The sequence below is a fragment of the Mycobacterium tuberculosis complex sp. N0072 genome (assembly GCF_030323725.1).
GTDB lineage: Bacteria > Actinomycetota > Actinomycetes > Mycobacteriales > Mycobacteriaceae > Mycobacterium > Mycobacterium tuberculosis.
The window spans coordinates 379378-405390 of record NZ_CP040689.1 but is presented as its reverse complement, the minus strand read 5'-3'; the positions used below and the strand labels follow the sequence as shown (position 1 = coordinate 405390).

The following is a 26013-nucleotide window of genomic DNA, read 5'->3' as shown; positions in this document are numbered from 1 at the left end:
GGAGCGCCGCAGGGTCCCGTCATCGGATCAAAGCCAGAAACCCCAAACAACCCCGAGGCAACAAGCACTAATCGGCCACTTGACAGGCCGTTCCACATCAAAACGGCGGTGGGTCGTCGTTGGGATCCGGTGGTGGGCCGTGGGTGTCGGTGGCCGCGGCGGTCTGGGTGAGCACCTGGGCGCGCTGGCGGGCGGCGTGGTTTTGTCGACGTTCGGTGGCGATGCGATAGGCCCGGTCTTGGGCGCGGGTGCGCCGGCGTTTGGGCATCATCGCTGTGCGCTGGTCGCAATGGTCGTAGGGTGGGTCGGCTTCCGGTGCCGGGATGCCGCCGCTGAAGTGGCACAAGCTGGGGAACAGCAGCGCACTGCCCGGGGTGCTGACATAGGTATGCCCGGACGGGGAGGTCAAAATCAGGGTGCCGTCGGGTAGCTGTTGATCACGCCATCCCCAAAACGTTTTCACCAGGTGATGGGTACGGCAGTAACATTTCAGGTTCGACGCATGGGTGGGCCCACCAGCGGCATACGGGATCGTATGATCCAGGTCGCAATTGGTGGCGGGCTCATCACAGCCGGGCCAGCGACACGTCAGATCCCGGCAGCGAACGAAATCGGCGAGCGCTTTCGACGGCGCATACCCCGGCTCGGGCGGCGCATCGCCGGGATGAACCAGCGGCACCAGCGTGGCCGTCTTGGCCAGCTCGGCCACCAGTTCGGCGGTGATCAGCCCGTCGGCGTTCATCTGCGATGCCGGCGCCGAGCCCGTGCCATTGATCGTGGCCGCCTCGGCGATCAGGTGAATCACCACCGGCGGGGCCGCAGGCCGCTTCCCGGCCGCACAATCAGCGCGCCCACAGCCACAGCCCAGCCGATCGGCCCCGCCCGCCAACGCCCCCAACGCGTCCGCGCGGCGCTGCTCACGGCTGCGCGGATCGTGCTCACACACGGTGCCCGCCAACGCGCTCAACCGCGCATCGAGGGCGTGTGCGTCGACGGCCAACAGGCTGCCACCGATCTGGCACACACCGTCTTGGCTTTCCCCGACCCAGAACTGGCGCTGGGCCCGATACTCCTTGCGCCGCCGCACCGCATCGGCATCGGCACGCGCCACGATCTTATCGACCTGCCCAGCCAGGCGGGCCTTGGTCATCGAGGGCCAACGCGCCACATTGGCGGCCAACTGCGCATCCACCGCCGCCAAAACATCAGGGTCAACGATCAAGTCGGTGCGATACACAATCGTGGCAAACATCAGATAGCCGATGTCGCCGGCGCTAAACACCTCAGCCGTCTTAGGCAGCCGCTCACGCATCGCCCGTGCATACCGCAACCGGCTGGCCGCCAGACCCTGACTGATCCGCAACGCCGCCGCCACCTCGGCGGCCACCGCCGCCATGGTGTCCATCACCCACTCCTCGCGGCCCCCGCAACGCGACCACCGATAGGCGAACAACTCCCCCAACGCCACCAACTGCGCCGCAGCGGCCCGGTTTTCGGCCCGAGTCGCCGAGCAGATCCGATCGATGAACGCCGCCGACACCCTCGTGGTCCGCGGAGCATGGCATTCAAACCGCTCATCAAAATGAGCGATCGCCTCCGGTGAAGGCATGCGCCCCCGCACCTGATCGAACATACTTTCGATACTACCATCGCTACCCGACCGGCGCCCGGTAACCCAAGGCGCTGTGGATAACGTGGATGACTAGGGAGACACCGGCTCGGTAGCCGCCGAGGGCGAGCACGGCACTCGGTGCGGTCCATGGGGTTCTTGCACCGCGCATGCCGGGCGCCGTCGAGCTTGCCGGCTCCGCTCATGGCCCGGCCAGGGCGCAGCGTTCTTGCCCGGCCGGCCGCGACCCCACCGGGCCCACTGTGCGCCACCACCCGGCCAGGCCACCACAAGGAAACCAGCCGCCAGCATCTCGGATCAGCAACTTCCCGCCGAAGCGCCACAAGACCCGCGTGCTGGCGGCGGCCGAAGACGAGGTGTCGGCGGCCGTCGCGGCACTGATTTCCGCACACGGTCGGCGGCATCACTCCCTCAACAATCAGGCGGCGGCGTTCCATGGCCAGTTTGCACAGAACCTGAACGTGGGTGCGGGCTCGTGTGCCAGCGCCGAGACCACCGCCGATGCGCCGACCCAGGCGCTGTTGGGGCCCGCTGATCGCCAACGGCGCCAACGGCGGGCTGTTCGGCAATGGCTGGTCCGGTGGGCTGCTCATCCAGGACGGGCTACCAGGGGGTTCCATAATCACCGACAATAACCCGCCGAAATCAGTTGCGCTCCAACAACTCCAGCAGGTAGTTACCATATCCGGACTTGACCAGAGCACGGGCTCGCTGCACCAGCTGCTCGTCGTCGATCCAGCCCATGCGCCACGCCACTTCTTCGGGGATGCTGACCTTCAGGCCCTGCCGACGCTCCAGGGTCCGGACGAAATCGGCGGCGTCCAGCAGCGAGTCGAATGTCCCGGTGTCCAGCCACGCTGTCCCGCGGGCCAGCACCTCGACCGCCAACCTACCCTGATTGAGGTAGACCTGGTTGACCTCGGTGATCTCGTACTCCCCGCGCGCTGATTTCTTTAAACCCCTGGCGATTTCGATCACATCGTTGTCATAGAAATACAGGCCCGGCACCGCGTAATTCGACTTCGGGGTCACCGGCTTCTCCTCCAGAGACAGCGCCATGCCCTCGGCGCCGAACTCAACGACACCATAGGCCGACGGGTTGGCTACCCAATAGGCGAAAATTGCTCCACCACTGATGGATTGGAAGCGCTTCAGGCTGGTCCCCAGACCTGGGCCGTAGAAGATGTTGTCCCCCAACACCAATGCCACCGAATCGGCGCCGATGTGGTTGGCGCCAATGACGAACGCCTGCGCCAGACCGTCAGGCTGATCCTGGGTGGCGTAGCTGATGTTCACTCCCAAGTGCGCGCCGTCGCCCAGGAGTCGATGAAAGCCGGGCGCGTCATGCGGGGTGGTGATCAACTGAATGTCTCGGATCCCAGCCATCATCAGCGTGGTGAGCGGGTAGTAGATCATCGGTTTGTCGTAGACCGGCAGCAGCTGCTTGCTGATCCCCATGGTGATCGGGTACAGCCGGGTGCCCGAACCGCCGGCCAAGATGATCCCGCGCATAACTGGCTCCTAACTGCCGTTCGCCGACCTCAATCGACCAAATCGTCCTCGGTGAGTTCGGTGGCCGCCAGCGCCGACGCCAAGTCTTCGTGCCGGAAAACCGATGCGACGTGGTCTTGGACCACACGGAACGCCGCGGCGCCGGTCCTGGCGATGCCCGGATCTTCGCCGCTGGTGATCTTTTGTTCGACGACCACGACTCCGTGGTGCACGTACATGCGGCCAAGTTCTGCGGTTGTGGTGAGCGAGCTGGCCCACCCGCGCAGCGCATCGTGGCCCTGTACAGCCCCGTGCGCGTCACCGATGTCGATGTCGTCAGTAGACAACGCCACGAGGGTCTCAATGTCGGCGGCATTGAGGGCGTCGTGCCAGGCCAGCACGGTAGCGATCTCCGATGTGGTCATGGTCTGAAAGTTACCGTGTGCGGCGGCTACAGCGGCGTGCGATCCAGCCATTTTTGCCATACCCCGGCATCCCCCAACAGCTCGATGCCGGTGTCGGCAACCGAGAGTCGGCGCACCATCGCCAGCAGCAGCTCGGTGGCGCCGCCACGCAGTGCCACGGCACCCTTTCCGTGCCGATGCGACCAGGTGACGCCGCGCTCGTCGCGACGAACCGTCCATTCGCCGGCTTCAAGAAGCCCCGGATCGGTGGCGTGCAGATGTAAGGTGTCGTCGTCTTCGAGCGGTAATGGCGTGCCGCCGCTGCCGGCCTGGACCGCTATGCGCTCCAGGAATTCGCTGATCCCGTCGGCTGCCACGTTCGGTTCCAGTGTGAATTCGCCCCCGACGGTGATCGCCACGTCGGCGCGGTGCACTGCGACCTCGTGTAGCCGCCGCCGAACCCACCAGCCCGCCGGGCGCGGTCCGAGGAAGGTCCACACCGGCGTTTCCACACCCGTTTGTTCCACAGCGTCGACCAGCAGCCGCGCCCCGCCGTACAGCCAGGAGATCGCGTCGTCGGGGTCCGGCGGTGGCTTACCGCCCTCGACGCTGCGTGGATCGAGGAAATGGTCGAGTCGATCGCGGACAATCTGCGCCGCCCAGCGGTCCCCGCGCCCGACGTGGCGGAATAGTTGACCCAGGCTCCAGCCCGGGCAGGTCGGCACCGGGGTGGATTGATCGACGTTGCGGATCAGTTCGCCGAAGGCGTGGGTCTGCTCCAGGTATGCCGACGAGTAGTCCACCTTGGCGAGGCTACTAGCAGGCTTGCGCAACAGCGGTTATCCACAGTCTGGTGTTTCAGGGGCGCCGGTAGGAGCCGTGGTAGGGGGCCGCGCCCACCGGCGTGTCACGTCTTCCAGCGGGTCAGCCAGGCCAGTTCTTGTGCGACCTTCTCCTCGTGAAACTCCCGCGACGGCGGGTACAGCGTCACCGAGGGCGCCGACGGAGCGAAGAAATCGCCGTCGCCCTTGGCTGCCTGGTGATCACCGGTCTCGACGTAGCAGGCGCCCGTGCCGGTGAAGTGGCGCTCAGCTACGTCGTAACCGAGATGGCGGGCGACGCCGTGGGCGACAACTGCGGCCTGGGCTTCGGCGAACACGGCAGCCTTGGGCAGCGGTTTGCCATTCGGCAGCGTCAGCACGGTCGCATCGCCGATGGCCCACACGTTGTCGGCGCTAGTGGACAGGGTGCGCGGGTCCACGGGTATCCACCCGGATTCGCTGAGACCCGCTGACCGCGCCGCGGCGGAGGGCACGTGCGGGGGGACCACGGCAAGCAGATCGAACGGTTCGGACGTGCCGTCACCGAAGTGCATCGTCCTTGCGGCCTCATCGACGCGAGCTAGGGCCTTGCGAGGATGGAAGCCGACACCGTGATCCTTGAGCATCGAGACCAAAGCCTCGCCGACCTCGGGACCTGCAACGGGCATCGGCAGCGGGTCAGGCGTGAACGTGTCGATCTGTATGGTTCCGGTGGCGTAGCGGTCACCGAGTTGGGCGGCGATCAGAAACGCCGCTTCGAACGGTGCGGCTGGGCATTTGAACGGCACCCCGGCGATAGCCACAGCGATCCGGCCATGCTCGAGCGCCTCGACCTTCGCACGCAGCTCAGCCGCGCCGTCCAGGGTGTAGAACTGGCCCGCGACGTCGGCGTCGAGCGCGTCCGACAGTCCGGGAACGGCGTCGGTGTTCAGCGCCGCACCTAATGCGATCACCAACGCGTCATAGCCGATGACGCTGTTGTCGGTGTGCACTACCTGGGCCGCGATGTCAATGTGGGCGACGGTTGCAGTAACCATTTCCACACCGGGCAGCGACGCCGCGGTGGGGCGGACGCGGACGTCGTCAGGCCGCCGCCAGCCCCGCAACACCCATAGCAACGACAAGCCCAGCGTCCCGTCAAAGCTCCTGTCCACCAATATGATTCGATCCTCAGGTGGTAGCAGTTGACGGAGGGTGTCGGCGGTGGTCAGGCCGCCGACACCCGCGCCAAGGATGAGAACCGTCTTGCTCATGAGCCTGATTCCTTCGCATCGAGTTCCATATATCTTTGGAATATTAGATTCCGCCGCAGTCTTGCGCAAGGTCTTGGGGTGACTGACCGAGTCAGTCAAACTATTATCGGCCCATGGCCCGCAGCATTCCCGCGGACCGGTTTTCCGCGATTGTCGCCGCGTCGGCGCGGGTGTTCATCGCCCACGGTTACCAGCGCACCCAGGTGCAGGACGTGGCCGACGCACTCGCCCTGGCCAAAGGCACGCTGTATGGCTACGCCCAGGGCAAGGCTGCGCTGTTCGCGGCGGCGGTGCGCTACGGCGACGCTCAGGAAGCCCTTCCGCTGGCATCCGAACTGCCGGTGGCCGCTCCCGTTGCGGGCGAGATCGCAGCTGTGGTGTCGGCCCGACTGGCTGGCGAGGTCACCGACATGCGGCTCACGCACGCGTTGCGAGCGACTTTGCCGCCGGGTGCGACGACTGGAGACGCGCGAGCAGAACTCGCCGGTATCGTCACCGACCTCTACAGCCGCCTGGCCCGGCACCGGATCGCGCTCAAACTGGTCGACCGCTGTGCCCCCGAGCTACCCGACCTCGCCGAGGTTTGGTTCGGCACCGGCCGGAACGCCCAAGTCGATGCGGTCCAGGCATACCTAGTGCACCGCGAGCGCGCCGGCCTTCTGATCCTGCCCGGGCCGGCACCGATGGTGGCCCGGACCATCGTCGAGTTGTGCGCGTTGTGGGCGGTGCATCTTCACTTCGACCCGTCACCGGAGCCTTGGTCGATCGTGCAACCTGGCGTGATCGATGACGATGCGATCGCTGCGACCCTCGCCGAGTTTGTCGTTCGGGCCACCACAGCTTCTTCGGACTAACCGCTTGCAACCGAAAGGTCGTCCCCATGCGCCTCACACATCCGGCCCGACGGTACCTATCCAGTCAGGCTGCCCGGCCAACAGGCGCGTTCGGCCGCCTACTGGGACGGATCTGGCGAGCCGAGACCGCCGACGTCAATCGCATCGCCGTCGAGCTGCTCGCGCCCGGCCCGGGCGAGCGGGTTTGCGAGATCGGCTTTGGCCCCGGCCGAACCCTTGGGCTGCTCGCCGCCGCCGGCGCGCAAGTGAGCGGCGTCGAGGTGTCGACGACCATGATCGCAATCGCGGCCCATCACAACGCGAAAGCCATTGCAGCCGGCCTGATCTCGCTTTATCACGGCGATGGAGTAACCCTGCCGGTTGCCGACCACAGCCTTGACAAGGTGCTCGGCGTGCACAACTTTTACTTCTGGCCCGATCCCCGCGCCAGCCTTTGCGACATCGCTCGAGCCCTGCGGCCCGGGGGTCGACTCGTCCTTACATCGATATCCGATGACCAACCACTGGCGGCCCGTTTCGATCCCGCGATCTATCGCGTGCCCCCCACCCTCGACACCGCCGCGTGGCTTGGCGCTGCCGGCTTCATCGACGTCGGCATCAAGCGCAGTGCAGACCATCCGGCGACCGTGTGGTTCACCGCAACTGCGACGTGACGACCGCGCCGATGCTGGCAAGCGCTCGGATTACCTCGGTCGATCGCGGGGTGGCGGACGGATCGGCGATCCACTGGATCATGAGGCCATCGATGACCGCCATCAACACCGAGACGATGGTCGACAGGTTCTCCGGCGGTGCTATGTCGGTACCGGCAAGCGCAGCGCCAGCCAGATCGACCGAATGCTGCCGAACGTCGGCATATCCGGCGGCCAGGCGCTCCCGCAAGGCCTCTGAGCGCAACGCCGGAGCGTATGACTCCACACACGCATACACGGCGGGGCGGATCTGCTCGAACGAATCGACGGTGGCTTCGAGTACCGCCAGGATCTGCCCGGCCGGACCGGCGGCGCGGGAGTGATCGAATGCCTCCTGGACACGCTGGTTCCACGTCGAAAAGCACCGGCCGAGCGCATCGTCGAGCAGCGCGTCCTTGCTACCGAAGTGGTAGTTGATCGACGCGATGTTCACCCCTGCCGCACGAGCGATGTCGCGCGAGCTGGTGTTGCCGTAGCCGCGTTCTCGTAAACAAGCCAGAGCGCCGTCGAGCAGTTTGTCGCGGTTTGTGCGTTGCTGTTGCACAGCTGCATCCTATCGTGATAAGCATTCGTTTACATCAAACATTTGATTATCAGAAGGGAGCCGCCATGGCAAGCACGTTGACGACGGGCCTGCCACCCGGGCCGCGGCTACCCCGCTACCTGCAGAGCGTGCTGTACCTGAGGTTTCGGGAATGGTTCCTGCCAGCGATACATCGCAAGTACGGCGACGTGTTCTCCTTGCGGGTGCCCCCATATGCCGACAACCTCGTGGTCTATACCCGCCCCGAACACATCAAAGAGATCTTCGCGGCCGACCCGAGGTCGCTGCACGCGGGCGAAGGCAACCACATCCTTGGTTTTGTCATGGGCGAGCACTCGGTATTGATGACCGACGAAGCCGAACACGCGCGGATGCGATCGCTGCTCATGCCCGCGTTCACCCGCGCCGCGCTGCGCGGATACCGCGACATGATCGCCTCCGTTGCGCGTGAACACATCACGCGCTGGCGGCCCCACGCAACGATCAACAGTCTTGACCACATGAATGCGCTCACCCTCGACATCATCCTGCGGGTCGTTTTCGGGGTCACTGACCCAAAAGTCAAGGCCGAGTTGACTAGTCGGCTGCAACAGATCATAAACATCCATCCCGCGATTCTCGCGGGCGTTCCGTACCCGTCGCTCAAGCGGATGAATCCCTGGAAGCGCTTCTTCCATAACCAAACCAAGATAGACGAGATCCTCTACCGCGAGATCGCCTCCCGCCGTATCGATTCCGATCTCACCGCCCGAACCGACGTGCTATCCAGACTTTTGCAAACCAAGGACACGCCTACTAAGCCGCTGACCGATGCCGAGCTTCGCGACCAGCTCATCACGTTGCTGCTGGCCGGTCATGAGACAACCGCCGCCGCCCTGTCCTGGACGTTGTGGGAACTTGCCCATGCTCCGGAAATCCAAAGCCAAGTAGTCTGGGCTGCCGTCGGCGGTGACGACGGATTCTTGGAGGCCGTCCTCAAGGAAGGAATGCGCCGACACACCGTCATCGCTTCTACCGCTCGCAAGGTCACCGCGCCGGCAGAGATCGGTGGTTGGCGACTGCCAGCGGGGACGGTGGTCAACACGTCGATCCTGTTGGCCCACGCCAGCGAGGTATCGCACCCCAAACCCACAGAGTTTCGTCCTAGCCGGTTCCTTGACGGCAGCGTGGCACCCAACACCTGGCTGCCATTCGGCGGCGGTGTGCGCCGATGCCTCGGCTTCGGGTTCGCCCTCACCGAGGGAGCGGTCATCCTGCAAGAGATTTTCCGCCGCTTCACCATCACCGCCGCCGGCCCGTCCAAAGGCGAGACTCCGTTGGTGCGCAACATCACCACCGTCCCCAAACACGGTGCACACCTGCGGCTGATCCCACAGCGCCGGCTAGGCGGGCTTGGTGACAGTGACCCGCCATAGCCGCCGGGGCAGCTCACCTTCCTCGAAATCGTGTACCTCCTCGAGTACCCAACCGGTAGCCAGGCGCGCTACCAGCTCACGGCGGAAGAAGTGCACTGCGAACCCTGCGCACTCGAAGATGTCGTCACCGTGGGCCTGCCCGGCGCCGTAGTGCGCATCGCCGGTATGCCGAACGGTGTAGATGAACTTTCCACCCGGCCTCAACACCCGGCCGACCTCGGCAACGACTGCATGAATTTCGCTGGTGGACAACGCCATACACAACGCCATGTGTGCAAAGGCGCCGTCAATGGAACCGGTTTTGACGGGCAGAGGCTGGCGCAGATCGTGCACAATCGGTTGCACCCGCGCGGAGACCCCGCGCGCTTGGGCACTTCGGCGAAGTTGCGCGACGGCAACGTCGCTGAAATCGGTGGCCACCACCGTGAAGCCCTGGCCAGCGAAATACAGGGTGTCACGCCCATGACCGGCCGCCAACTCCAGCACCCGCTGCACGCCGTCGGCATTGAACACCTCGGCGGCATATACCCCCGGCTCTGACGGGCGGGTTCCGTACAGCACCGGATGCGCTCGGTAGGTGTCCTGCCAGTGTTCATGCTGGGCAACGAGCAGTTCTGGCTGCCGCTTCACCAAACGTAGACTTCCCTTCGGCCCCACGGGCGATCAATCCCCATGCCCGACCGGTGCACCCTCGTCGACCGGCAGTCCGGCCAATCGCCATTCGAGCATTCCGTCGTCGAGGCGTTTCACCTCCCGCCCCGCGTCGCGCGCGATGCGGACGGCATCGGGGGCCATGACGCAGTAGGCACCACGACAGTAGGCGACAATGTCGCGGTCGCCAGCTAGTTCGGCGAGCCGGTCGGCCAGTTCGGCTATCGGGATATTGATGGCGCCCGGGATATGGCCGGCCTGGTATTCCTCGTGCGGTCGCACGTCGACCAGGGTGACCTCGCCGGCTTCGCGCCGCCGCAGCAGCTCCGCACGGGTGATCGCATCCTCCGGCGAACCGAGCACGTCTGCGGCCGCGACCGCCACGTCGGCCAGATGCTCGTCGGCAACCACTTGCACCAGCGCGAACAGCCTTGCCACGTCTTCCCCAGCAATCCGGTAGTACTGCCGGGTCCCCTCGCGGCGAGCCTCGACCAGCCCGCCGCTCTTCAGCGCCTGCAGATTCGCCGATGCCGTGGTCAGGTTCATCCCGGTCGCCGTCGCGATCGCTTCTACCGCGCGCTCACCTTGGGCGAGCAAGTCCAGGATTTGCAATCGCCGCCCATTGGCCAGCGCCTTGCCCACGCGCGCTACCTGGTCCAACAACGCCGCCTTACGATCGGACTGTCCAGCCATTTCCAGTCATCCTTGGGAATATAATTCCATTGCTCATTGGAACTACATAATATGCGGCGGCTGTCCACCCGCGCGCACGGATCCTCCGGACGGTGAATCGATGAACAGCTGCAACCGTCTCCCCTGCGCACACGAAGTGCTTGCTGTGTTCGCCCATCCGGACGACGAGTCCTTCGGGCTCGGGGCGGTATTGGGTGATTTCACGGCGCAGGGAACGCGGCTGCGAGGATTGTGCTTCACCCACGGCGAGGCCTCCACACTCGGCCGGACCGACCGAAACCTCGGTGAGGTGCGCCGGGAGGAACTCGCCGCTGCGGCACAGGTCCTGGGTGTCGATCATGTGCAACTACTCGCATACCCGGATAACGGTCTAGCGCAGATCCCGCTCAACGAGCTGACGCAACGCGTGGTGGATGCCCTCGCCGGAGCAGACCTGCTACTCGTGTTCGACGACAACGGCGTAACAGGCCACCCCGACCACCGTCGCGCAACCGAAGCTGCGCTCGCGGCGGCTTCGACACCCGGTATCCCCGTATTGGCCTGGGCACTGCCCCAACCGATCGCCGATCGGCTCAACGCCGAGTTCAGCGCCTCCTTCGGGGGGCGCGGTCACGGTCACCTCGACATCATGATCGAGGTTGACCGCAGCCGACAGCTAGCCGCTATCGGCTGCCATTTCACCCAGTCCGCCGACAACCCCGTGCTGTGGCGTCGTCTGGAACTGCTCGGTGACCGAGAGTACTTGCGCTGGCTGCGCCGGTCAGTGCCCTAATCGCGGCACTCCCAGCCGGAACACCCGCCAGCCTGCCCGCCGCCAGCGGGTCACGTCGAGGCAGTTGCGGCCGTCCACGATCACCCGGGCCCGCACCCGGTTGGCTAGATCAGCGGGTTCGAGATCGATGAACTCCCGCCATTCGGTAAGCACCAACACGGCGTCCGCGCGCTCGCAGGCCTCCGCAACCGAAACCGCATAGTTCAAGGTAGGGAACAGTCGGTGGGCGTTGTCCAAGGCCTTTGGATCGTACACGTGGACCGTGGCGCCGTTGAGCTGCAGCTGGCCCGCCACATTGAGGGCGGGCGAATCGCGCACGTCATCGGATTCGGGTTTGAACGCCGCGCCGAGCACCGCAATATTGGCGCCCAGCAACGAGCCACCGCATGCGGTGGTGGCCAGTTCCACCATCTTGGTGCGCCGGCGCATGTTGATGCTGTCCACTTCACGCAGGAACGTCAACGCCTGGTCGGCTCCCAGTTCGCCGGCGCGGGCCATGAAAGCGCGGATGTCCTTGGGCAAGCAGCCGCCGCCGAAACCCAAGCCCGCGTTGAGGCATTGGCGTCCGATCCGCGGGTCGTATCCGAGCGCATCGGCCAGCTGGCTAACGTCGGCACCCGCCGCCTCGCACACTTCGGAGATCGCATTGATAAACGAAATCTTGGTCGCCAGAAAGGCATTGGCGGATACCTTGACCAACTCCGCGGTCTGCAGATCGGTCACCAGAAACGGCACGCCCGCTGCCAGCAGCGGCGCGTACAGCTCGCGGACGGCTACCTCGGCGCGCGTCGAATCATCTTGTACCCCAAGGACGATACGGTCGGGGTTGAGGGTGTCGTGCACCGCGAAGCCCTCGCGCAGGAATTCCGGATTCCAGGCAATTTCCACGTCGACTCCCCGGGGTGCCAGTGCACCGGCCCGATGTCCCAGTTCGGCTGCGGTGCCCACTGGGACTGTCGACTTGCCGACCAGAATCGACGCCCTGACCAGACGCGGCACCAGCGCATCGATGACGGCGTGGACATGCCGCAGGTCGGCGCCATATTCGCCTATCTTTTGCGGCGTGCCGACCCCCAGGAAATGCACGTCGGCGAAATCGGCCGCCATGTCGTAGTCGGTGGTGAACCGCAAGCGGCCGGCAGCCAGGTTATCAGTCAACAGCTTTCGCAGGCCGGGTTCGTAGAACGGAATGTCACCCCCGGCGAGCTTGGCGACCTTACCGGGATCGATATCGACCCCGACGACCTCGTGTCCCAGTTGCGCCATACCGACGGCGTGGGTGGCACCCAGATACCCAGTGCCGAAGACGCTGCATCGCACACCACTGTGTGTAGGTGGCTGCGATGAGCGAACCGCATCGCGGCGCTGAGCACCAGGCAAACGGCAGGTGACAGCTACCCGCGACAGGCCTAGCCGCGCCGGATGCTAAGTAGACCTGATGAAGTTCTGGTAGGAGCGCGACGGCGTGGGCCCGCGCTGACCCTGGTATTTCGACCCCGCCCGGGAACTGCCGTAGGGATGCTCGGACGGGCTGGTCAGGCGCAACATGCACAGCTGACCGATTTTCATGCCGGGCCACAAAGTGATCGGCAGGTTGGCGACGTTGGATAGCTCCAGGGTGATGTGACCGCTGAAGCCAGGATCGATGAAGCCCGCGGTGGAATGCGTCAGCAGGCCCAGCCGGCCCAACGAAGACTTGCCTTCCAGCCGTCCGGCGAGGTTGTCGGGCAGAGTGAAAAGCTCCAGCGTCGAGCCGAGCACGAATTCGCCCGGGTGCAACACGAAGGGTTCCCCGTCGACCGGTTGCACCAGGCTGGTCAGCTCGTCCTGCTGCTTGGCCGGGTCGATGTGGGTGTAGCGAGTGTTGTTGAACACCCGAAACAAGCAATCGAGCCGGACGTCGATGCTGGACGGCTGGACCAGGGTGTCGTCGAACGGGTCGATCCCCAACCGCCCGGAGGAGATCTCGGCCCGAAGATCACGATCGGAGAGCAGCACCCGACGAGCGTATCTGTCGCCGCACGCTGGCTCAGCGGATGTAGAGTTCCTCGCCGGTGGGATACCCGCCGCCCACGGTCGTGATGTGGATGTGGTCGTAGTGGCCGGCCCCGGTTGTCCGCGCGCCGTTGGGCGTGTAGTAGGCGCCACGCCAAATCACATCTTGCATCCCAAATCGGGTCGCGTTCTTCAGTACGAAAGCGACGATCTCGTTGCCCAGCGCTATGCCCTCGGCGGTGCCGGGGTTGGGAACCATCACGTCGAGCGCCAAACCATTGGGATGCCATCTCAGCGCATCCGGCCGAACGCCGCCGATTTCGCGAATTTCGGGGAAAGCCGCACTGATACTGCGGGCTGTCAAGACGGTCTTGACCTGTAGACCCTGCTCGGGTGCCACCCCTACCGGCAAATACCGAGATACGATGCGCCATCTCGATGCCGAAGCGAACTGGCTGGCAGCAAGGCCCGTCCCGATTTCACCGCCGGATATCTGTGAGGAGAAAGCCAGCGGTGCAACCGGCACGATCTGCACACAACAGGGCGCGTCGTCGCCGAGAACCGGGTTGGCATCGGCGCGGGCGGCAAGCGTACTGACATCTCCGCCCGTGGCGAAGAACACGGCGGCCGGGGCGAGGACCGCAGCCAGGACCGCTGACGACTTTCGCCGGTCCCTAGCTAATTCATGTCGGCCCACGCTGAGCAGATTACGACAAGATAACGGAAGAATAAATATCTAATCTCTAGAAGACCGCCGTCAGCTGCGCCCTAGATCTGCAATCGCGACGGGATCGGTTCGCGGATATCTGCGGACTGCCGAATGGCTGCCTCGATGCCAGCCGTGACCCCGGCGACCGCCGTCTGGACCGACATGCTCGGAACACCGAGGTTGTGATCCAGTGCGGCGACGCTGGGCAGGCACGGCAGATGAATCCAACCGGCGCGGACGGGCAGACCCTTCTGGGCGAGGTGGTGCAGCACGCCGTACATGAGGTGATTGCACACGAACGTGCCCGCCGCGTCCGAGACGTCAGCTGGCACGCCGGCCTTTCGCATGGCCAGCACCATCGCGCGAACCGGTACGGTCGCGTGGTAGGCGACCGGGCCGGCGGGGTCGGTTGGCTCACCGACCAAAACCCTGCCGGCGCAGTCGGCGAGGCCGTACCGCCCGCAGTCGTTGACGTTTTGCGCGAGTCGCTCGACGGTGATCATGCTGCGTCCCGGGTATTCGCCCAGCATGATCACCAATGCTGGCTCGATCTCTGCGATGGCCTGCTGAGCTGCCGCGATCGACTCGAAGAACGTGTTGGGCACGATCCGCGAGATGACCGTTGCGCCGGCGATGGTGCGACCATCCAGCTCTTCGGCGGTGAGCTGTGCCGGATTTACCGGCGTCACGCCGTAGGGTCCGAATCCGGTGACCAGCACCTTCGACATGCTGTTCCTTCCTTATTTCAATGCCCGTTTCCCCGAAAGTCGCTGCATTTGTCACTAGCCGTCACAATGTTCAAGCGTGCCCGAGCCGAGATCTTCGACCGAAACCGGGAGGTTGGCATCAGCAACGTCACAACGGCCGCCTCGTTGGTCACCTTCCCGGTTCTCGCCGGGATTCTCGGCGGCGTGGTCCCGTCGGTGCGCACGCCGTCGGCGGCGATGGTCAGCGGCGTCCAACATTTCGCCGCGGGAATTGTCATGGCCGCCGTGGCCGGGGAAGTGCTACCAGACCTGCGCAGCAGAGGTCCGCTCTGGCTGATCGTTGTGGGCTTCAGTGCAGGCGTCGCGGTACTCGTTGCACTGCGCCGATTTGACGGCCACGGGGAACATCAAGACGGCGACGACGTGGGCGAACTGCCCGTCGGGTTCCTCACCGTAGTCGCGGTTGACCTCTTCATCGACGGGTTGCTGGTCGCAACGGGCGCGACGGTGTCCAGTCGCACCGCGATCATCATCACCATCGCCCTGACGGTCGAGGTGCTGTTCCTGGGTCTGGCGGTGGCCCTGCGCCTGGCCGGCTCCGGAATGCCTAGGATCCGGGCCGCGGCGACCACAAGCGCCCTGAGCCTAGTGATCGCGGTGGGCGGTGTGTCAGGTGCCGTGGCGCTGGGCCGGGCGGGAAATACCGTCCTGACCCTCGTGTTGGCGTTCGCGGCGGCGGCGCTGCTCTGGCTGGTCGTGGAGGAACTGCTTGTCGAGGCGCACGAAACGCCGGAGCGGCCATGGATGGCCGTGATGTTCTTTGCCGGATTTCTGATCTTGTACGGCCTGGGGGTGATGGAATGATTCTGGATGCTAGCCTTTCGAGGCAACCGTGCCGATGTAGTTCAATGGCAGAACATCAGCTTCCCAAGCTGAATACGCGGGTTCGATTCCCGTCATCGGCTCCGATGTGACACGTCGACGCTGATGGTGATGCTGAACGTCGGTGGCCCGGCGGCAAGGCGGGGAAGGCCCAAAACGATGGCCGGCCCATGCACCGTCGTCGCCGACCGCGCCGTATGGGAGCGCCCATTACCACTGCGATGCGAAAGCGGCTGGTGCACAGGAACCGTCGCCGACAGAGCGGTGCTGCCCCCGGCGTGGACGCCCCCGGCGGCCGAGGCTATGTGATACTGACCTGATGAGCGACGGTGGCGCACCTACCGTGGAATTTCTTCGCCATGGGGGGCGGATTGCCATGGCGCACAGAGGATTTACGTCGTTCAGATTGCCCATGAACAGCATGGGGGCGTTCCAGGAGGCGGCCAAGCTCGGATTCCGCTACATCGAGACCGACGTTCGCGCCACCCGGGACGGCGTAGCCGTGATCCTGCATGACCGTAGGCTGGCGCCCGGGGTGGGGTTATCCGGCGCGGTCGACCGGTTGGATTGGCGTGATGTCCGCAAGGCGCAGCTGGGTGCGGGGCAGTCGATCCCAACCCTGGAAGACCTGCTTACCGCGCTGCCAGACATGCGGGTCAACATCGACATTAAAGCCGCATCGGCGATCGAGCCGACCGTCAACGTCATCGAGCGGTGCAACGCGCACAACCGGGTGCTGATCGGTTCGTTTTCCGAGCGCCGTCGCCGGCGCGCATTGCGCCTGCTGACCAAGCGGGTCGCTAGTTCGGCAGGAACGGGCGCGCTGCTGGCGTGGCTGACCGCGCGTCCGCTGGGCAGCCGGGCATATGCCTGGCGGATGATGCGCGACATCGACTGCGTGCAACTACCGTCACGGCTTGGCGGTGTACCGGTCATTACGCCGGCACGGGTCCGCGGCTTTCATGCTGCGGGACGCCAAGTGCATGCCTGGACCGTCGACGAACCCGATGTGATGCACACCCTTCTCGACATGGACGTGGACGGCATCATCACCGATCGCGCGGACCTACTTCGTGATGTTCTCATCGCCCGCGGCGAGTGGGACGGCGCCTAAGAGCCCGGCGACACCGGAAACGGTCAGGGCATGCGGATCGGATCATCGGGATGCGGACTCAGCGGCGTGGTCTCGATGGTCATCCAGCCAGCAAGCGGTAGCGATTCCAGGATGGCCATCAGCTCGCCAGGGTCGCGAGCCCGCCACAGCCCCAGGGTGCGCTGGCCGTCCGGTCCGTCGGGTAGTGCCCACAACCGCACCAGGTGTCCCCGCCCGGCCAGCTCGGGCGCGCGGCGAGCCTCGCGCGCCACGGTGTCGTCGACCACCTGAGCCGGGGTACCCGGTGGCACCATAATGGTCGTCGCGATCAGAAACTCCGGACCCTTACCCGGCGCGATGGTTATCCCCTGGCCAACCGGGTCGTTCGGGTGAGCACCCAGCGGCGTGACGTCGTCGGTGCGCCACGACCGCGGCGGCATCGAGGCCAGCAGCTGCTCCAGTTCGCCGTTGTCGTCGGCGGCGAACAGCCCCAGGGTGCGCCATTCGCCCGGCCGCAGCGGCGGGCGCCACAGGCGGAGTAGCTTTCCCTGTGCCGCGAGCTCGCGCGAGCGGGCAGCCTCGCGGGCACGGACCCGCTCGACTGCGTCCGCGGGCATGCTATCGGGAACGCGGGTGGTCATGGTGACCAAAAACTCCATGCTTTCTCCGAGCAAGCCGGGTAGCACCCCGGGCAAGAGCGCGAGGCGTTAAAAGACGCGCACCCAGTCGACGAGCATCTCCTGTGGATAGGAACCCGTCGCGGGATCGCCGCCACCAGAACCGCCAACCGCAAGGTTCAACACCGGAAACACCGTGTAGCCGGGGTCGTTGAACGGCCACTCGCGGATGGGCTCGTTGAGGTCTTCGATTCCGGTCGCCGGAACCGAGAAGTAGGGCTCAATGCCGTCGGCGTAATCCAGCCAGAAGTACATGCCGCTCGGATTCCACGTGACGCGCCAGTTGTGCCAACCACCGTCCACACCGATCGGGCAGGTCTCGAATGCGGTGCCGTCCGGGTTGGCGTGCACGGTGGTTCCCGACGGCCAAGTCCCGTTGCCATACCACTCGATCAGGTCGATTTCGCCGCTGCGACCAGGATCGTCATTGGACAACCACCAGGCGGGCCACATGCCCGGAGCCAGGCAGTTGAACTTGATCCGGGCCTCCCAGGTGGTCCCGATGCCACCCCGCCACAGGCCGTGGACCAGGCCACCGAAATACCTGTTGCCCTCTCGGGTAGCGCGCAGCACGAGATTGGAGTTGCCGTCGAGGAACACGTTCTGTCGACTGTCGCGGTACTGCCCAAAAAACTGGGGCCGGTCAAAGCCCACCGGGTTCTTGATGGGCGTCCGGTGGTTCGACACCTGCCACTTGGACGGGTCCGGGACCGAACCGGCCGGCCCGTCGAACTCGTCGTGGAACAAAAGCCCACCGGTTGCCGCAGCCGGCGCGGCGGGCGCCGGTGTCGGACCAGCCGGCGCGGCCGGCCGGGACGGGTCGGCCCAGGCTGTCGGGGCGGGAAGCGCGGCAGCCAGGGCGCCGAACCCCGCCATCATCATCATTCGGCGACGATCCATCTCAGGCATAAGCATGGGACGATAGCAGGCCAAGCCGAATCGTGTGGTGCCGCCGGGCGCAACTACCTATGCGGCATGATCGTCGTGTGGGAGCATCTGTGCATGAACCCAGAGGATGACCCGGAGGCGCGAATCCGGGAACTGGAGCGGCCGCTAGCCGACGTGGCACGCGCCTCCGAACTCGGCGGCTCGCAGTCGGGCGGCTACACCTATCCACCCGGCCCGCCACCGCCGCCGTATAGCTATGGCGGCCCGTTCGGCGGCCCATCGCCGCGATCGTCCTCCGGCAACAGGGCGTGGTGGATCCTGGCCGCGGTCGTCGTTGTCGGCGTGCTGGTTCTGGTGGGTGGCATCGCCGCATTCAGCGCACAGCGGCTTTCCCAAGGCAACTTCGTCGTTCTCTCGCCCACCCCGTCTGTCTCCCGGGCTGTTCCAACCCCGACTGCGCAACCGGCCACCACTCTTCCGCCGGCCGGCGCCAGCCTGAGCGTCTCCGGCGTCAACGTGAACCGGACAATCGCCTGCAACGACAGCATTGTCAGCGTCAGCGGCATGTCCAACACGGTGGTGATCACCGGCCACTGCACCAGCCTCACCGTGTCCGGCATGAGGAACTCGGTCACCGTCGACTCCGTCGACACCATCGAAGCCGCCGGCTTCAACAACGAGGTCACGTATCACTCGGGCTCGCCGAAGATCAGCAATGCCGGCGGTTCCAACAGCGTCCAGCAGGGCTGACGTTACTGGGCCTCGTCCACCGGATCGTCGAGGACGCTGACCGCGATGCCGTATGGCAGGAAGCGGACTTTGCGTTTCGGGTCGGTGTTGTCCTTGTTCGCGCGCAGGGCGTCAAGCTCGGTCGCATACACCTGTTCAACGCGGGCACCACCGTCGGCGTCCACCGTATAGATGGCCCACACACCGTCACCGGCCTCGCCGGCGGTCTCCGGCGCCGGACGCGAGCGCCGGGACAAGTCCTCGAAGATTGCCGACCAGCCCGTTCCCGCGCCGGATGAGCTGAGGAACCTGCCGATCCGCTCGAACGCGTCGCGCAGTCCCTCGCTCCCCTCCCGGATCACCCGATCGAATTCGTCGGGATCGAATCCAAACGGACCATAGTCGCCCACGCGACCTCCTCAGCAACCCATACCGATACTACGGACCTGACACCGACGGGGCCAGCTCCGGGGAACGCGGCTCACCCAGAGCCAAGGCTTCCGAACGGGTTCTGCGGTTCGCCGGCACCCGGATTTTGCGGAATCGGGACCGGGATCGGAACGGGCAAAAACGGGACGTGCAACCACTCCGTGGTCATCTTCACCGTCGTCGTAGTCGTCGGAATCGTTGGAATCGTCGAAGTGGTCGTCACCGGCGGCTCGGTTGTCGTCGTTGTCGACGGTGGCGCGGTGGTCGTTGTGGTGGTCGGCGACGGCCTCGGCGTCGTGGTGACGGGTGGCGCTGTCGTGGTCGTCACCACCTGTGTGGGCGGCGGCGGTGCCGGCGCGACCGTCGTCGGGGCCGGTGCCGCACTGGGAAGCGGCGCAACGGTCGACGGCGGTGGCGGCGGGGTCGGTGCGCGCGAGCTAGGCACGACGGATCCGGGCGGCATCGGGGCCAGGCCGGGCACAATTGGGGTTGGTAGCGGGCTTGGGCGTCTCTCGATGGCTGTCAACGTCAATGCCACGCCCCCGATCGCGGTCATGGCCACTACCGCCGACACCCCGATGAGCAACTGCGACACCCGGATTCGCCGCCACGCTGGTCCTTTGGGGGGCTCGACCGCGTTCAGACGCATCGACCAGCAGGGGCCGCCTTCGTTATACGAGTCGCCCTCGAAACGCGCCGGAGCTTCGCTTGGGAAGTCGGTCTGCGACCAGGCCAACTCGCGATCGGTCAAGGCCTCATGGTCGATGACCATGACGTCGCCGGCCGGCAGCTCGATGACACTGGTGCCGGCGGCTGCGGCCGTGGCGAGGCCGATGGACGTCCGCGTTCGCGAATCGCGCTCTCCCCCACGGTTGGCGAGCAGCAACGCACCCATCGCCGCCGCGCACCCGGGTTGCGACGCGGTCAGCACAGGTCGACGAGTGTGGAACGAAAGACGTTGAGTCACAAGGGGAATATTGGCACCACCGCCGACGGTGACCACCGCCGCGAGATCCGCCCAGCTCGCGTTGTGGCGCGCCAGCATGTCGTCGAACGCGTAGATGAAGCCGGTCAATGGATCCTGGATCAGGTCTTCGAGCTGTTCCCGAGTCATCTCGATGCTCGAGCTGCACCCGGCAAGCTCAGCGAACAATTCCGTGGCAACGTCGGTGGACAGTCGTTCCTTTGCCGCACGGCACTGCTCCCTGAGTTGGCCGAGTTGCCCGACCGCGGCGGTACTGGCCGGATCGACGTCATCGCCGTACCCGAATTGGTCGATGACCCGAAGCAGCAAAGCCTGGTCGATCTGACTACCGGAAAAGTCCTGGTACCGTGCCGTGGCACTAACGGGCTGGAAATCCGACGTCCTGGAATCCGACTTGGTCTCCACCAAGGTGACGTAAGTCGCGGAGCCACCGAAATCAAGCAACCCCACCACACCGCCGTGGGGCAGGCCCAATTCCGAGTTCACCGCGGTCAACGCCGCGATCGCATCGGAAACCAGGCGCGGCGCCATGCCGCTGCGGACGAAGCCGACGTGCGTCCGCAAACCGTTACGCAGTGCGTGTACAGCTCCGGGCTTCCAATGCGCGGGAACGGCAATGGCGATCTCCGAGGAACTCGCGTCCGCACCGGCGGTCAGCACCATCGCATCCAGCGCCTCGACCAGCAAGAGGTCTGGATCGTGCACGGATCCGTTGGGAGACACCAGCGCCACCGCATCTCCAATGCGCTCAACAAAGCCGCTCATTAGGGCGCCCGGCTCGATCAAGTTCGGGTTCTGGCTAGGCACACCGATTTTCGGTGCGCAATGCGGGTACAGGGTCAGCACGGCGCGACGAGTAACCGGCGGACCTCCGTTACCCGCCGCGACCAGGTTTGTGGTCCCGATCGACAACCCCAGCGGGTCGTACATAGCGGAAGGCTTTCGTCAATAGGGGTCGGTGGCCAGCGTTAACCATAGCGGCGGGTGGGCCGTATACGGTTCGGTGACAACCTCATTGGTATGCGGTCGATGCGGTGGTGTCACCGAAGCGGTACCGCCACCGACTTGACAGATCGCATCGAGCTCATTTCACGGTCAACGGCAGTGAGCGCCTCGGCTCGAACTGGAAGACCGATCCGCGACTGACCTTGGCTACCAACACCTCCGGCAGTTCGCTCGCTGGGGCATCGGCCTCGATGAGTTCCGCGGTCCAGTCGGTGTCCGTCCCGCTGATCCGAACCTTCAGATGCGGGTCTACAGCGGTGGCGATGGCCTGCAACGGCTGCACGGATGCCGGTGTGCACAACGAAATCCAGGCGCCGTCGGCGTGGGCTGGCGAGTTGTGCACCACCAGACGGTCCGGCGACGTTTCGGCCAGCACGTAACCGGCCGGGTTGAGCAGCGGGTGTAGCTCCAGCACACCTAACGCGCCTTCGATTCCGCCGGGTAAAGCCATCGCACGGTGAATGCGTTCTGCGCCCAGCCCGGCCACTCCGATCAACTGGCGGGTGTTCACCGAAATGGCCAGTTGAGCATCGGCTTTGGCCCGTTTCCGCACGGCAATGGCGAACGACAGATTCAGCAGGTGCATTTGCAGGCAGACCTCATCGGCCATCCGCACCAGTGCGGAATGCGAGAACGCCCCGAAGTCCAGGTCGGACACCAGCGGACCCGAATAGTCCACCAGCCCGTCGTCAGACGCATCGACGTTGTCTAATTCCCAGGTGGCAGCTTTGGTTTCACGGACCGCGTCCAGCGCCGGAATACCCTCAGCCTCGGGATAGGACTCGTCGATGATGACGGTCCACGCACAGTGCGGATGCCGGTCGGCCGGCTTGCGGGGCGGCCGGTGGATGGGGCGCACCTGCGCGCGCGGGTTGGTCGCGATCGCGGTGGCGTCGAACGTCGGATCTTCGATGGTGTGGCACATGCCGACGACGTAGTCGTCGCCCATCGGCTCCACGTCGAGCAGCGCACCGCAGTGGTCGAGGTGAAACTCGCCGTGCCAGCGGTCGTGCAGGGTGAAACGGAAGTCCATGAATTGCGGCGGCGCGCCGATGTCGAGCTGTAGCCCCTTGAAGATGGTGGGCACGTCGTCGCCCTCGAAGTTCAGCGCCTTTTGCATGCGCTTGGTGTAGATCGGGCTGGCGCCCGCCCACTCCTCGATGGCGATCTGCAGCATCTCCTGGCGGCCGAATGCCTGTATACACCAGGCCATGCCCGATCGGTCGATCAGCTGGCCGATCAACAACAGCTCGGGTAACAGAACTGCCAGCTCGCTGCGGGACAACCCCGCGTACCGGGATTGGCTCATACCCCAAAGCTACCCGTGAGCCGGTGTGCTGCAATGGCGTGGTGACTCCGGGTGATCCAGCCGACATTGCAGCGATCAAACAGCTCAAATACCGGTATCTGCGGGCATTGGACACCAAGCATTGGGACGACTTCACCGACACCCTGGCCGAGGATGTCACCGGCGATTACGGGTCATCGGTCGGTACGGAGCTGCACTTCACCAACCGCGCCGACCTGGTCGACTACCTGCGGCAGGCACTCGGCCCGGGTGTCATCACCGAACACCGGGTCACCCATCCGGAAATCACCGTGACCGGCGATACCGCAACCGGCATCTGGTACCTGCAAGACCGGGTCATCGTCGCCGAGTTCAATTTCATGCTCATCGGCGCCGCGTTCTACCACGACCAGTACCGACGAACCACCGACGGCTGGCGGATCAGCGCCACCGGCTACGACCGAACCTACGAGGCGACCATGTCGTTGGCGGGCCTTAACTTCAACATCAGGCCGGGCCGCGCGCTGGCCGATTGACGCCGAACGTGAATCTCACGACGCAACACGCCGAAAACCCGTCGCACAGTTCACAATCGAGGTCCGGGGTTACTTGGCGATCGCGATCACCGCACCAGGCCGCAGCCAACGGATGATCTGCACCAGCGTGGCATCGTCGATCGCCACACAACCCGCGGTGGGCCCGCCGTCGGTGGTGTGAAAGAAGAACGCGGAGCCTTTGCCTGGGACCTTGGCCTTGTTGACGCCCATCACGACCGAATGCTTGTACTGCGGGATTTGCAGGTTCTCGCTGTCGGCCGTGCTGAACGGGCACTGGGCCTTCTGACAGACCTGCATGGAGTTAAAGGTGGGGCTATTGTCGTCGCCACTCCACCAGTGATTGGGTCCGACTTGGGTATACGGCAACCCGCCACCGGGATTCGGCGCGGTGCCAAAAGCGGAGTCCAGGCTGTAAACCCCCATCGGAGTGGCCGGATATCCGCTCTTGGCTTCCGGCGCCATGCCCGCCGAACCGATATGGGTGGTGATACCGGTCTTGAGCGGCTGCCAGCCGGCGGCGGTGCGTTGGTAGACATCCATCTTGGCCGTCGAACCGCCGGTTCCCACCACCGAAACCACCTGAGTGGCATTGCCGACCGAGTTCGCGAACCACGGGTTGACGACGGCCAGGCTCACTGGCGCGAGAACCACAGCAACGCAGCCCGTGCATACCGCAGCGCACAGCAAAGCTAGGAGTCGGCTCATCGCTCAATCGTCAGACAATCACCTCGTGTGGTCAAGTCAAGGTTAGAATCCGGCTGGGTCACTGTGCGGTGACAAAGCGAAATGCACAGCGCACCATGGCTTTAGCGGGCCGTGTCGACTTCCGGTTCGGGTTGTCTCGACACCTCCACTGGCGGCGACAAAGCATGAGACGCGCGTTGGGCACCGAATATCGACGGCGGTCGAAATACGCACAGGCACACGAGGAAATACAGGTACCCCAGCGCCCAGCCGGCAACAACGTCGGTCGGATGATGCACGTTCAACGCCACCCTGGCAACACCGACCGTCAACACGCACAGCGCGCCCACCGTGATGGCGATGTGCCGAGTAAACCTGCTGTGCAGCATGGGCAACAGGACGGTTAGCAGCGCGAGTACGCTTGCGGTCGCCTCCAACGCATGCCCTGACGGAAACGAAGTCGAATGGGCAGATACCAGCGCAGTCGCCGGTCGCGGGCGGTGGGCCACGGATTTGGCCGCGATCGTCATGATCGCGTTGAGCGGTAAACAGGCCAACAGCAACAACGCTATCCGTATCTTGCGCTTCGCCAGTGCGACCATCGCGGCCAGCAAACCCAGCGGCCGCAGCACGACTGGGCCCAAGATCAGGGATACACCATCCCAGAAGCGCACCCACGCAGGGTTCTTTATCCCGATGTCGTGCGCTGCGTTCAACAACGACCAATCGAAACTATGCAGCCAACCCCAATCCTGGGAGTGCCCCACCCACATGACGGCATACACCGCGGTTGCGACAAAAGCGAGCGAAACAGCGAGAAGCGCTTGCGGGCGAGTCATGCTCTAACTCCTACCAGCATCGGTGCGGCACCGACAAAACGACTCCATACTGGCCTCATGGCTGTCATTGTTCGCAAGTGGTTTGGTCTCGGCAGGCTGCCTGCTGACCTACGCTGTCAGGTTGAGGCTGAGGGACTCATCTACCTTGCCGAATACGTGGCCGTCACCAGGCGGTTCACCGGCGTTATCCCGGGGCTGCGGGCATCGCACAGCATCGCCAGCTACGTGGGTGCGCTGGCGTTCACCGAACAGCGGGTGCTGGGAACCCTGTCGATGGTGCCGAAGCTAGCCGGCCGGGTCGTCGACGCGCGCTGGGACGGGCCGCAGGCCGGTGCCGCGACCGCCGAAATCTCGCCGACGGGTCTGCAACTCGATCTCGATGTCGCCGATGTCGACCCGAAGTTCAGCGGCCAGCTCGCGCTGCACTTCAAGGCCACTATCGGTGAAGATGTGTTGAGCCGCTTGCCGCGGCGATCGCTGGCCTTTGACGTGCCGGCCGAATACGTCAACCTCGCGGTCGGCGTGACCTATTCGCCGTGATGGTGATCTGTGGCCAGCGCCGACGGATAACTCCATCGGTTTTCGGAGACGAATTCCGCGAGTGGCCGCGCGTAGGCCCAGCCATCCAGTTCCAGCGCGGGCCGGTCCGGAAACTCGGGCACCGGCCCCAGGCACAAGATGGCCACCGGTTCGGCGTCGGCGGGCATCGCCAGCAGGGCCGCTAAACGTTGTGGGTCGAACAGCGACACCCATCCCATGCCCAGGCCTTCGGACCGCGCTGCCAGCCACAGGTTTTGGATGGCGCACGACACCGACGCCAGATCCATCTGGGGCAGGGTGCGCCGGCCGAAGATGTAGGACCCTCTGCGGTCGCACAGCGCCACCACCAGCAGCTCGGCGCAGTCGAGAATGCCCTCGACCTTCAGCGCCAGGAATTCTTCTTCCCGTGCTCCCAGGGCTTCGGCGGTGAGTAGGCGTTCGTCGTCGACGAGCGCGTGGATGCGTCGCTTGAGTGTCTCGTCGGTGATGCGGATAAAGCGCCATGGCTGCATCAGACCGACGCTGGGCGCGGCGTGTGCGGCGTGCAACAGCCGCGCCAGCACATCCTCGGACACCACACCGCCGGGCACGAACCGGCGCATGTCTCGGCGTTCGGCGATCACCCGATACACGGCCCGTCGTTCTGGTGCACTAAACATGTGCTCGGTTGGATCGCCCCGATACGACGAACCACAAACTTGACTTTGCCCCATAAAGCTTCCCCTGATACTCGACCAGCCCCACTCGGGCCAATACGTGAATGTCCTAGCATTTTTCACCCGTTCA

At 64.9% G+C, this 26013-nt stretch carries 29 protein-coding genes, 1 tRNA gene and 2 pseudogenes; 11 read left to right on the top strand and 21 right to left on the bottom strand.

The window, feature by feature from the left end:
* Window positions 1-97 precede the first annotated feature (97 nt).
* Together FF952_RS01785 and FF952_RS20875 are read right to left on the bottom strand one after the other, a co-directional pair.
* Window positions 98-1633, bottom strand: coding sequence for an HNH endonuclease signature motif containing protein (locus FF952_RS01785; protein ID WP_096362006.1), 1536 nt, complete (start codon window positions 1631-1633; stop codon window positions 98-100).
* A 113-nt stretch (window positions 1634-1746) separates the two neighbouring features.
* A pseudogene (locus FF952_RS20875) lies at window positions 1747-1864 on the bottom strand (hypothetical protein); the annotation flags it as partial.
* Here FF952_RS20875 and FF952_RS01780 point away from each other — a divergent pair.
* Window positions 1814-2265, top strand: a pseudogene (locus tag FF952_RS01780) (PE family protein). The pseudogenes FF952_RS20875 and FF952_RS01780 overlap by 51 nt on opposite strands.
* A gap of 10 nt (window positions 2266-2275) precedes the next feature.
* Here FF952_RS01780 and rfbA read toward each other — a convergent pair.
* The 4 genes from rfbA to FF952_RS01760 all read right to left on the bottom strand — a co-directional run bounded on the left by rfbA (window position 2276) and on the right by FF952_RS01760 (window position 5599).
* Window positions 2276-3142, bottom strand: coding sequence for a glucose-1-phosphate thymidylyltransferase RfbA (gene rfbA / locus FF952_RS01775; RefSeq protein WP_003401670.1), 867 nt, complete (start codon window positions 3140-3142; stop codon window positions 2276-2278).
* A gap of 29 nt (window positions 3143-3171) precedes the next feature.
* On the bottom strand, window positions 3172-3546 hold the full coding sequence (locus FF952_RS01770) for a nuclear transport factor 2 family protein (protein WP_003401666.1): 375 nt from the start codon (window positions 3544-3546) through the stop codon (window positions 3172-3174).
* 26 nt (window positions 3547-3572) lie between these two features.
* On the bottom strand, window positions 3573-4328 hold the full coding sequence (locus FF952_RS01765) for a maleylpyruvate isomerase family mycothiol-dependent enzyme (protein ID WP_003911158.1): 756 nt from the start codon (window positions 4326-4328) through the stop codon (window positions 3573-3575).
* Window positions 4329-4432: 104 nt separating this feature from the next.
* Window positions 4433-5599 (bottom strand): NAD(P)/FAD-dependent oxidoreductase, encoded by a 1167-nt coding sequence (locus FF952_RS01760; protein ID WP_003904384.1) that lies wholly within the window; start codon window positions 5597-5599, stop codon window positions 4433-4435.
* A gap of 113 nt (window positions 5600-5712) precedes the next feature.
* On the opposite strand from FF952_RS01760, the gene FF952_RS01755 reads away from it, so the two are divergent.
* Together FF952_RS01755 and FF952_RS01750 are read left to right on the top strand one after the other, a co-directional pair.
* Window positions 5713-6453: a TetR/AcrR family transcriptional regulator gene (locus tag FF952_RS01755; protein ID WP_003401656.1), complete on the top strand. Its 741-nt coding sequence runs from the start codon at window positions 5713-5715 to the stop codon at window positions 6451-6453.
* Window positions 6454-6479: 26 nt separating this feature from the next.
* Window positions 6480-7106: a class I SAM-dependent methyltransferase gene (locus tag FF952_RS01750; protein ID WP_003401654.1), complete on the top strand. Its 627-nt coding sequence runs from the start codon at window positions 6480-6482 to the stop codon at window positions 7104-7106.
* Here FF952_RS01750 and FF952_RS01745 read toward each other — a convergent pair.
* Window positions 7087-7689: a TetR/AcrR family transcriptional regulator gene (locus FF952_RS01745; RefSeq protein WP_003401651.1), complete on the bottom strand. Its 603-nt coding sequence runs from the start codon at window positions 7687-7689 to the stop codon at window positions 7087-7089. The genes FF952_RS01750 and FF952_RS01745 overlap by 20 nt on opposite strands.
* A gap of 65 nt (window positions 7690-7754) precedes the next feature.
* Here FF952_RS01745 and FF952_RS01740 point away from each other — a divergent pair, with 65 nt between their 5' ends.
* Window positions 7755-9104 carry a cytochrome P450 gene (locus FF952_RS01740; protein WP_003902952.1) on the top strand — a complete coding sequence of 450 codons (1350 nt, stop codon included), beginning with the start codon at window positions 7755-7757 and terminating at the stop codon, window positions 9102-9104.
* Here FF952_RS01740 and FF952_RS01735 read toward each other — a convergent pair.
* A complete protein-coding gene (locus tag FF952_RS01735) occupies window positions 9072-9734 on the bottom strand; it encodes a class I SAM-dependent methyltransferase (protein WP_003900903.1) in 663 nt (220 codons plus the stop codon). The two genes, FF952_RS01740 and FF952_RS01735, sit on opposite strands and share 33 nt — an antisense overlap.
* A 33-nt stretch (window positions 9735-9767) precedes the next feature.
* Window positions 9768-10448 (bottom strand): Rv0324 family HTH-type transcriptional regulator, encoded by a 681-nt coding sequence (locus tag FF952_RS01730; RefSeq protein WP_003401648.1) that lies wholly within the window; start codon window positions 10446-10448, stop codon window positions 9768-9770.
* Between the two features lie 100 nt (window positions 10449-10548).
* On the opposite strand from FF952_RS01730, the gene FF952_RS01725 reads away from it, so the two are divergent.
* The gene (locus tag FF952_RS01725) at window positions 10549-11220 is read left to right on the top strand and encodes a PIG-L family deacetylase (protein ID WP_003401643.1); all 672 of its coding nucleotides are present in this window, start codon (window positions 10549-10551) and stop codon (window positions 11218-11220) included.
* Here the strand turns inward: FF952_RS01725 and FF952_RS01720 are convergent.
* The 4 genes from FF952_RS01720 to pcp all read right to left on the bottom strand — a co-directional run bounded on the left by FF952_RS01720 (window position 11209) and on the right by pcp (window position 14652).
* Complete coding sequence (locus tag FF952_RS01720; protein WP_003898400.1) at window positions 11209-12540, bottom strand: UDP-glucose dehydrogenase family protein; 1332 nt, start codon at window positions 12538-12540, stop codon at window positions 11209-11211. The two genes, FF952_RS01725 and FF952_RS01720, sit on opposite strands and share 12 nt — an antisense overlap.
* Before the next feature lie 105 nt (window positions 12541-12645).
* Window positions 12646-13218 (bottom strand): dCTP deaminase, encoded by a 573-nt coding sequence (gene dcd, locus FF952_RS01715; protein WP_003898399.1) that lies wholly within the window; start codon window positions 13216-13218, stop codon window positions 12646-12648.
* A 31-nt stretch (window positions 13219-13249) separates the two neighbouring features.
* Window positions 13250-13912 carry a VldE C-terminal domain-containing protein gene (locus FF952_RS01710; RefSeq protein ID WP_003401636.1) on the bottom strand — a complete coding sequence of 221 codons (663 nt, stop codon included), beginning with the start codon at window positions 13910-13912 and terminating at the stop codon, window positions 13250-13252.
* Window positions 13913-13983: 71 nt separating this feature from the next.
* A complete protein-coding gene (gene pcp, locus FF952_RS01705; RefSeq protein ID WP_003401632.1) occupies window positions 13984-14652 on the bottom strand; it encodes a pyroglutamyl-peptidase I in 669 nt (222 codons plus the stop codon).
* A gap of 48 nt (window positions 14653-14700) precedes the next feature.
* Here pcp and FF952_RS01700 point away from each other — a divergent pair, with 48 nt between their 5' ends.
* The 3 genes from FF952_RS01700 (at window position 14701) to FF952_RS01690 (ending at window position 16627) form a co-directional block, all read left to right on the top strand.
* Window positions 14701-15495, top strand: coding sequence for a ZIP family metal transporter (locus FF952_RS01700; RefSeq protein WP_003401627.1), 795 nt, complete (start codon window positions 14701-14703; stop codon window positions 15493-15495).
* A 30-nt stretch (window positions 15496-15525) separates the two neighbouring features.
* Window positions 15526-15596, top strand: a tRNA-Gly gene (locus FF952_RS01695).
* 260 nt (window positions 15597-15856) lie between these two features.
* Window positions 15857-16627: a glycerophosphodiester phosphodiesterase family protein gene (locus FF952_RS01690; protein WP_003401625.1), complete on the top strand. Its 771-nt coding sequence runs from the start codon at window positions 15857-15859 to the stop codon at window positions 16625-16627.
* 23 nt (window positions 16628-16650) lie between these two features.
* Here the strand turns inward: FF952_RS01690 and FF952_RS01685 are convergent, their stop codons facing one another.
* The gene (locus tag FF952_RS01685) at window positions 16651-17265 is read right to left on the bottom strand and encodes a muconolactone Delta-isomerase family protein (protein WP_003401623.1); all 615 of its coding nucleotides are present in this window, start codon (window positions 17263-17265) and stop codon (window positions 16651-16653) included.
* Window positions 17266-17313: 48 nt separating this feature from the next.
* Window positions 17314-18198, bottom strand: a complete 885-nt coding sequence (locus FF952_RS01680) for a glycoside hydrolase family 16 protein (protein WP_003401621.1) — start codon at window positions 18196-18198, stop codon at window positions 17314-17316.
* Between the two features lie 87 nt (window positions 18199-18285).
* Between FF952_RS01680 and FF952_RS01675 the strand changes: the two genes are divergently transcribed.
* Window positions 18286-18921: a DUF3060 domain-containing protein gene (locus FF952_RS01675; RefSeq protein WP_003902950.1), complete on the top strand. Its 636-nt coding sequence runs from the start codon at window positions 18286-18288 to the stop codon at window positions 18919-18921.
* Window positions 18922-18923: 2 nt separating this feature from the next.
* On the opposite strand, the gene FF952_RS01670 is transcribed toward FF952_RS01675, so the two are convergent.
* The 3 genes from FF952_RS01670 to FF952_RS01660 form a co-directional block, all read right to left on the bottom strand.
* Window positions 18924-19310 carry an Rv0313 family protein gene (locus FF952_RS01670; protein WP_003401613.1) on the bottom strand — a complete coding sequence of 129 codons (387 nt, stop codon included), beginning with the start codon at window positions 19308-19310 and terminating at the stop codon, window positions 18924-18926.
* A gap of 71 nt (window positions 19311-19381) precedes the next feature.
* A complete protein-coding gene (locus FF952_RS01665) occupies window positions 19382-21244 on the bottom strand; it encodes an Hsp70 family protein (protein ID WP_003904383.1) in 1863 nt (620 codons plus the stop codon).
* A gap of 154 nt (window positions 21245-21398) precedes the next feature.
* Complete coding sequence (locus tag FF952_RS01660; protein ID WP_003898398.1) at window positions 21399-22628, bottom strand: hypothetical protein; 1230 nt, start codon at window positions 22626-22628, stop codon at window positions 21399-21401.
* A 23-nt stretch (window positions 22629-22651) separates the two neighbouring features.
* On the opposite strand from FF952_RS01660, the gene FF952_RS01655 reads away from it, so the two are divergent.
* Window positions 22652-23143: a nuclear transport factor 2 family protein gene (locus FF952_RS01655; protein WP_003401601.1), complete on the top strand. Its 492-nt coding sequence runs from the start codon at window positions 22652-22654 to the stop codon at window positions 23141-23143.
* Between the two features lie 69 nt (window positions 23144-23212).
* On the opposite strand, the gene FF952_RS01650 is transcribed toward FF952_RS01655, so the two are convergent.
* Both FF952_RS01650 and FF952_RS01645 read right to left on the bottom strand, forming a co-directional pair.
* Window positions 23213-23869 carry a L,D-transpeptidase family protein gene (locus tag FF952_RS01650; RefSeq protein ID WP_003902947.1) on the bottom strand — a complete coding sequence of 219 codons (657 nt, stop codon included), beginning with the start codon at window positions 23867-23869 and terminating at the stop codon, window positions 23213-23215.
* A 101-nt stretch (window positions 23870-23970) separates the two neighbouring features.
* Window positions 23971-24687 carry a phosphatase PAP2 family protein gene (locus FF952_RS01645; protein ID WP_003401594.1) on the bottom strand — a complete coding sequence of 239 codons (717 nt, stop codon included), beginning with the start codon at window positions 24685-24687 and terminating at the stop codon, window positions 23971-23973.
* 57 nt (window positions 24688-24744) lie between these two features.
* On the opposite strand from FF952_RS01645, the gene FF952_RS01640 reads away from it, so the two are divergent.
* On the top strand, window positions 24745-25227 hold the full coding sequence (locus tag FF952_RS01640) for a hypothetical protein (RefSeq protein ID WP_003401589.1): 483 nt from the start codon (window positions 24745-24747) through the stop codon (window positions 25225-25227).
* On the opposite strand, the gene bluB is transcribed toward FF952_RS01640, so the two are convergent.
* Entirely contained in the window at window positions 25215-25886 is a 672-nt protein-coding gene (bluB, locus tag FF952_RS01635; protein WP_003401584.1) for a 5,6-dimethylbenzimidazole synthase, read from the bottom strand. The genes FF952_RS01640 and bluB overlap by 13 nt on opposite strands.
* Window positions 25887-26013: the final 127 nt, after the last annotated feature.

What these genes read in the sequence shown, in the direction of transcription:
- FF952_RS01680 (WP_003401621.1), bottom strand. Translation starts at nt 18,198, where the DNA reads ATGCTTATGCCTGAGATGGATCGTCGCCGAATGATGATGATGGCGGGG.
- FF952_RS01770 (WP_003401666.1), bottom strand. Translation starts at nt 3,546, where the DNA reads ATGACCACATCGGAGATCGCTACCGTGCTGGCCTGGCACGACGCCCTC.
- FF952_RS01730 (WP_003401648.1), bottom strand. Translation starts at nt 10,448, where the DNA reads ATGGCTGGACAGTCCGATCGTAAGGCGGCGTTGTTGGACCAGGTAGCG.
- FF952_RS01665 (WP_003904383.1), bottom strand. Translation starts at nt 21,244, where the DNA reads ATGTACGACCCGCTGGGGTTGTCGATCGGGACCACAAACCTGGTCGCG.
- FF952_RS01650 (WP_003902947.1), bottom strand. Translation starts at nt 23,869, where the DNA reads ATGAGCCGACTCCTAGCTTTGCTGTGCGCTGCGGTATGCACGGGCTGC.
- pcp (WP_003401632.1), bottom strand. Translation starts at nt 14,652, where the DNA reads ATGTCGAAGGTGCTGGTCACCGGATTCGGACCCTACGGCGTGACGCCG.
- bluB (WP_003401584.1), bottom strand. Translation starts at nt 25,886, where the DNA reads ATGTTTAGTGCACCAGAACGACGGGCCGTGTATCGGGTGATCGCCGAA.
- FF952_RS01685 (WP_003401623.1), bottom strand. Translation starts at nt 17,265, where the DNA reads ATGGAGTTTTTGGTCACCATGACCACCCGCGTTCCCGATAGCATGCCC.
- FF952_RS01725 (WP_003401643.1), top strand. Translation starts at nt 10,549, where the DNA reads ATGAACAGCTGCAACCGTCTCCCCTGCGCACACGAAGTGCTTGCTGTG.
- FF952_RS01740 (WP_003902952.1), top strand. Translation starts at nt 7,755, where the DNA reads ATGGCAAGCACGTTGACGACGGGCCTGCCACCCGGGCCGCGGCTACCC.
- FF952_RS01645 (WP_003401594.1), bottom strand. Translation starts at nt 24,687, where the DNA reads ATGACTCGCCCGCAAGCGCTTCTCGCTGTTTCGCTCGCTTTTGTCGCA.
- FF952_RS01785 (WP_096362006.1), bottom strand. Translation starts at nt 1,633, where the DNA reads ATGTTCGATCAGGTGCGGGGGCGCATGCCTTCACCGGAGGCGATCGCT.
- FF952_RS01640 (WP_003401589.1), top strand. Translation starts at nt 24,745, where the DNA reads ATGGCTGTCATTGTTCGCAAGTGGTTTGGTCTCGGCAGGCTGCCTGCT.
- FF952_RS01660 (WP_003898398.1), bottom strand. Translation starts at nt 22,628, where the DNA reads ATGAGCCAATCCCGGTACGCGGGGTTGTCCCGCAGCGAGCTGGCAGTT.
- FF952_RS01675 (WP_003902950.1), top strand. Translation starts at nt 18,286, where the DNA reads ATGAACCCAGAGGATGACCCGGAGGCGCGAATCCGGGAACTGGAGCGG.
- rfbA (WP_003401670.1), bottom strand. Translation starts at nt 3,142, where the DNA reads ATGCGCGGGATCATCTTGGCCGGCGGTTCGGGCACCCGGCTGTACCCG.
- FF952_RS01750 (WP_003401654.1), top strand. Translation starts at nt 6,480, where the DNA reads ATGCGCCTCACACATCCGGCCCGACGGTACCTATCCAGTCAGGCTGCC.
- FF952_RS01755 (WP_003401656.1), top strand. Translation starts at nt 5,713, where the DNA reads ATGGCCCGCAGCATTCCCGCGGACCGGTTTTCCGCGATTGTCGCCGCG.
- FF952_RS01760 (WP_003904384.1), bottom strand. Translation starts at nt 5,599, where the DNA reads ATGAGCAAGACGGTTCTCATCCTTGGCGCGGGTGTCGGCGGCCTGACC.